At 59.9% G+C, this 4,732-nt stretch carries 5 protein-coding genes and 1 pseudogene; 2 read left to right on the top strand and 4 right to left on the bottom strand.

The genetic code is table 11. The features are described 5' to 3' along the window. Positions 1-181, top strand: a pseudogene (locus AAAB16_RS17200) (effector protein); the annotation flags it as partial. Between the two features lie 83 nt (positions 182-264). On the opposite strand, the gene AAAB16_RS17195 reads toward AAAB16_RS17200, so the two are convergent. From AAAB16_RS17195 to AAAB16_RS17180, 4 genes are all read right to left on the bottom strand, one after another. Further along, positions 265-606, bottom strand: a complete 342-nt coding sequence (locus AAAB16_RS17195) for a ribonuclease E inhibitor RraB (RefSeq protein WP_110617847.1) — start codon at positions 604-606, stop codon at positions 265-267. Positions 607-954: 348 nt separating this feature from the next. Then, positions 955-1,716 (bottom strand): SDR family oxidoreductase, encoded by a 762-nt coding sequence (locus tag AAAB16_RS17190; protein ID WP_340664418.1) that lies wholly within the window; start codon positions 1,714-1,716, stop codon positions 955-957. Positions 1,717-1,726: 10 nt separating this feature from the next. Then, the gene (locus AAAB16_RS17185) at positions 1,727-2,665 is read right to left on the bottom strand and encodes an alpha/beta hydrolase (RefSeq protein WP_340664417.1); all 939 of its coding nucleotides are present in this window, start codon (positions 2,663-2,665) and stop codon (positions 1,727-1,729) included. After that, positions 2,649-4,118: an NAD(P)/FAD-dependent oxidoreductase gene (locus AAAB16_RS17180; protein ID WP_340664416.1), complete on the bottom strand. Its 1,470-nt coding sequence runs from the start codon at positions 4,116-4,118 to the stop codon at positions 2,649-2,651. Before AAAB16_RS17180 ends, AAAB16_RS17185 begins: the two co-directional genes overlap by 17 nt. Before the next feature lie 124 nt (positions 4,119-4,242). Here AAAB16_RS17180 and AAAB16_RS17175 point away from each other — a divergent pair. Then, positions 4,243-4,732: AraC family transcriptional regulator ligand-binding domain-containing protein (locus tag AAAB16_RS17175; RefSeq protein WP_340664415.1), on the top strand; the 490-nt coding region annotated here is incomplete at its 3' end.

Raw genomic sequence — 4,732 nt, 5'->3', positions numbered from 1 at the left:
CTCGACCGTGGTCGGGTTTATGTTGCTGTCGGTCGAACGCATCGGCAGCGACCTGCAAAGCCCGTTTCAGAGTAGCGAGCACCAGATTCAAATGGACAACATCTGCGAGACCATCGAGCGCAATCTGGAGTCGATGCAGCGCGACGCCCAGTTGGACGGCGATGGACGTTGGGCTGATTAAGTTTAGCGAACCAATTGAGCGGATTAAGAAGAGGCAAAGCGGCCGACCAAAGGGTCGGCCGCTGCGGATCGGTGCACAGCCGGTTACACGCGCAGGCCTTTGAGCTCCTGCGTAACGCCCCAGCCATCCAACACACCTCCCAACGGCGCGACCATGGTTTCCAGGTCGCTCTCAAACGCACCGATGCCGTCGTAGGTGGCGTACATCACCTTGCTGATCAAAACATGCCAGGCGCCATCGTCGCGCTCGCTGACTTGCGCGTTCAGCACTTCACTGCGGAATTTTTTTGCCACCATGCGCGCCCGCTCCTCATCGGGAAAAATGGCGTAGAACTCAATTGGGTGGATGCGGGCGAAGTCGAAACCGCCCTCTTTCATCCGGCGTAATACGTTGCTGCTGATGTCGTTTACGCTTGCTGTGCTCATGGTGCGACCCCCTCACATGCGATGGATGGATTGACCGCTTTCCCATTGCTGCTGCCAGCTCAACGGCGCTGACGTCGCGACAGTTCCAAGGAACAATCGCCCGAGGCTAGATGCATTTGCGTGCGTTGCTTGAAGCGACATAGACCGGGCGCAAGGCCCGAGATAGCGAGTGCCCTGAAAAGAGCACTCTGCTTGAGCGTAGTGCCATTACGGCAATTGTGCTGGTTTGGTTACAAAGGTTTTTAACCCATCACCGTCATTGCCGCGCAAGCGGAAATCCAGAATGGGTCAGGCGTCTATGCTCGCGCCAAAACTCTGGGTTATTGCCTGCGCGGCGGCGACCGGGGTTCAGGGTCGGGAAAGGAAGCCCATGATCCAGCGCGTCACAAACGCCGGTGACACCTGCCCCGCCCAGTAGAGCAATTTGAATTGCAGGCTGATGGCGCGATGCACCGCCGGCCCATGCGCTTGCTGCCAACAGGCAGCGGCCACATCGCTGGCCTGCAAATTCACCCCAAGCCGGCGTAATGCCGGTGGCTCAAAGTGCTGGCTGCTGACCATTGGCGTGCGCACAAACGGCGGCATCAGATCGCCAACACGAATGCCGTGCGCGCGCCACTCCAGGTCCAGCGCTTCGGTAAGGCCGCGCACCGCCAGCTTAGACGCCGAATAACTGGCCATATGCGGCGTGCCATACAGCCCCGACGCCGAGCCCATGTTGATCACCTGCGCCCCCGGCGTGGCTTTCAGGTAGGGAAAGGCCGCGTGGGTCATATTCAGCAAACCCAGTACGTTAATGTTCAAGATAGCGGCGTGCTCGGCCTGGGTGATCTGTTCAAACAAACCAAAGCGCAAGATGCCCGCGCAGTTGAACAGCAGCCGCAGTTGCCCGCCGTGCAAGGCGGTAAAGGCCGCCAGCACGCGCTGCACGTCATCAACATCGGTGACATCCAGCTGTGCATGCCAGGCGCCATTTAATTCCGCCGCCAGCGCGACCAACGCCGGCTCGTTAACGTCGACCAAGCCTACCTTCCAGCCCTTAGCGTGAAACAACCGCGCGGTGGCGGCGCCGATGCCGGAGGCGGCACCGGTGATCAAAATATTGTCCATGGCAGCCTTCTTATTGTTGTGGGGAGCGGGCGAATTGCTCATGTAAGAAACTGGCCACGCGCGCCAGCGCCAGGTCTGCCACATCCAGCAAGCCCGCATGGGCCTGAAACACATGCCAGCAGCCGGAGTAACGCTGCAACTGCACCGCCACGCCGGCCGCCTCTGCGCGCTCAGTCAGTCGCAGGCTGTCGTTCAGCAGCACTTCGTCCTCACCGACTTGGATCAACAGCGGTGGCAGGCCGCTCAGGTCGGCGTAAACCGGCGACAACAACGGGTCGCGCCGGTCGACATGCGCAGGACAAAACAAAGCCCCGGCCTGTTCGATCCAGGCCACGCTCAACAAGGGGTCGCCGGCTGCGGGTTTATGCAATTGACTGAGGCTGGCATCGGTCAACGGCGAAAAACACACCAACGCCGCCGGCATGGGCAGGCTGGCCTGCTTTAGCCGCAACGCCAGCCCCAAAGCCAGGTTGCCGCCTGCCGAATCGCCGGCCAACACAATCTGCTCACCGCGATACCCTTGGGCCAGCAACGCTTGATAAGCCGTCACGCCATCGTCCAGCGCAGCCGGGAACGGATGCTCCGGCGCCAGCCGATAATCCAGCGCACACACCGCCAGCTTGCAGCGTTTAGCCAGGTGGCTAGTGATGGCGCGGTGGGTGGCGGGCGAGCCAATCAGATAGGCACCGCCGTGCAGGTACAGCAGCACCTTGTCAGTGTCCTGCTCAGGACGCTGCCATTCACACGCCAAGCCGCCGATGGTGCCGTCAACCCGGCGCACGCCACGGGGCGTCAGGGTAGCCGCAGTCAGCGCGCGAAGAATCCAGCGTTGCCCGGCAATCGGCATGGGTGGGCGAATCAGGCTGCGGAAAAACAGGATCAGGCTGCTGCGCAGTACACGGGCCAACAGACGCTGGCCCAGGCGTGGCGGTTCAACGAACGCAGTCATAGTTGCTCAGCTCCGGGCGGCGGGTGTGGTGGCGGTAGGTCAGGGTAAAGCCCGGCCAGTTATTGGTGTTTTTACCGCTGGCAGTTTTGTACCAACTGGTGCAGCCCTGCTGCCAAATCGAATGCTCGTTGTCCTTATGCAACTGCTGGTTGAACTGCGCCTGCACCTGCGGTTTCAGGTCGAGGTAACGCAAACCTTGTAGGTGCTGAATGCAACCGAGCACATAGGCGAACTGGCTCTCCAGCATGTAGATAATCGAGTTATGCCCCAGGTTGGTATTGGGTCCATACAGGATAAACAGGTTGGGAAAACCGCTAACGCTAATGCCCAAATACGCCTCGGCGCCCTCCTTCCACGCCGCATTCAGCTCGCGCCCGCCCAGGCCGGTACTGTGCATCGGCGCGAGAAAATCAGTCGCCGCGAAACCGGTGCCGTAGATGATCGCGTCGACCTCGCGCTCGCGGCCATCGGCGGTGCGCACGCCAGTCTCGGTAACCGCTGTAATCGCTTCGTCAACCACCTCGACATTGGCTCGTTCCAGCGCCGGGTAGTAGTCGTTGGAAATCAGAATGCGCTTGCAGCCCATCGGGTAATCCGGCACTAAGCGCTGGCGAAACGCCGGGTTTTGAATGCCGCGTTTGAGGTTTTGCCGAAAGAGAAACTGCATGCCCTTCATCATTTTCGGGAACACGGTAAAGGCCAGCACCCGCGACTCGTGCTGCAGATATTTCAAACCACGGTCGATCTTCTGTAACCACGGCAGGCGGCCCATCAGGGCGATTTCCCACCGTCGGTAAGCGCGGTCCGGCTTGCTCAGCACATAGGCAGCAGAGCGTTGAAACACATGCAGCTGCGCCACCTGCGGGGCGATTTGTGGAATGAACTGAATGGCGCTGGCGCCGGTGCCGATCACCGCCACACGCTTGCCGGCCAGATCGTACTCAGCGTTCCAACGCGCCGAATGAAAGGCTTCGCCTGTAAAGCTGTCCAGCCCCGGAATACGCGGTACTAAAGGCCGATTAAGCTGACCACACGCCGTCACTAAGGCCTGAGCGCTAAACGTTTGGCCATCGGTGCAACTCACCTGCCACAGCCCCGCCTCGCCATCAAACACCGCACTGGCCACTTCGCAGTTAAAACGAATGCGCGGGCGCAATTGGTACTTGTCGGCGCAATGCTGCTGATAGGCAAAGATCTCCGCCTGGGGCGCAAACTTGCGGCTCCAATCGGTCTTTGGCTCAAAGGAAAAGGAGTACAGATGCGAGGGCACATCGCAGGCCGCACCGGGGTAGCGGTTATCCCGCCAGGTGCCACCCAGATCGCTGGCTTTCTCCAGCAGCAAGAAGTCGCGAATGCCCGCGCGCTGCAACTGAATCGCCAGGCCCATGCCGGCAAAGCCGGCGCCAATAATCAGCACGCGCAAGGGTGCGGCCGACGGGGATGTTTTAGTCATTGTTGTTATCCCAGAGTGTTCTGTAAGCGCAGAGAAAGAGAACTTCCAAGCCGCAAGACTAAAGTGCCTACAGGGCAATGGTTATGGCATAGTCGGCCATCAAATTGTGAGTTTCGGACAAAAAATGGCTAACCACCCGACCCTCACCTGGCCCGCCAGACGCAGCGCAATCAGCGTGCAGTTGCTGACCCAATTTGGTCTCGACCAAGGCTTGGGATTGGACGCCTGCCTGGCCGGTACTGGTTTGGATTTATCCGTATTGGCCGACCCCGGCGCCGAGATTGATGCCGGCCAAGAGTTACTCCTGATCGGCAACCTGGTCGCTGCCCTTGGCCATATTCCTGGCATCGGTTTGAAAGCCGGCTCGCGCTATCAACTCAACACCTATGGCATCTGGGGCTTTGCCATGCTTAGCAGTGCCACCTTTCGTGGCGCCGCCCACCTTGGCCTGCGCTACCTCGACCTGACTTACGCCTTCCACGGCATGTTCCTGGAAGAAATCGACGATCAGGCGCACTTTCTGCTCGACCAGCGCAATGTGCCGGTCGAATTGCGCAACTTTATTCTGGAGCGCGATCTGGCCGGCATGCTGAACATTCAGCGCGAGCTCACCT

The organism is Pseudomonas sp. (assembly GCF_037994325.1).
Lineage (GTDB): Bacteria > Pseudomonadota > Gammaproteobacteria > Pseudomonadales > Pseudomonadaceae > Aquipseudomonas.
Note: the sequence above shows the minus strand (reverse complement) of the source record. Positions and strands in the feature narration are given on the sequence as shown.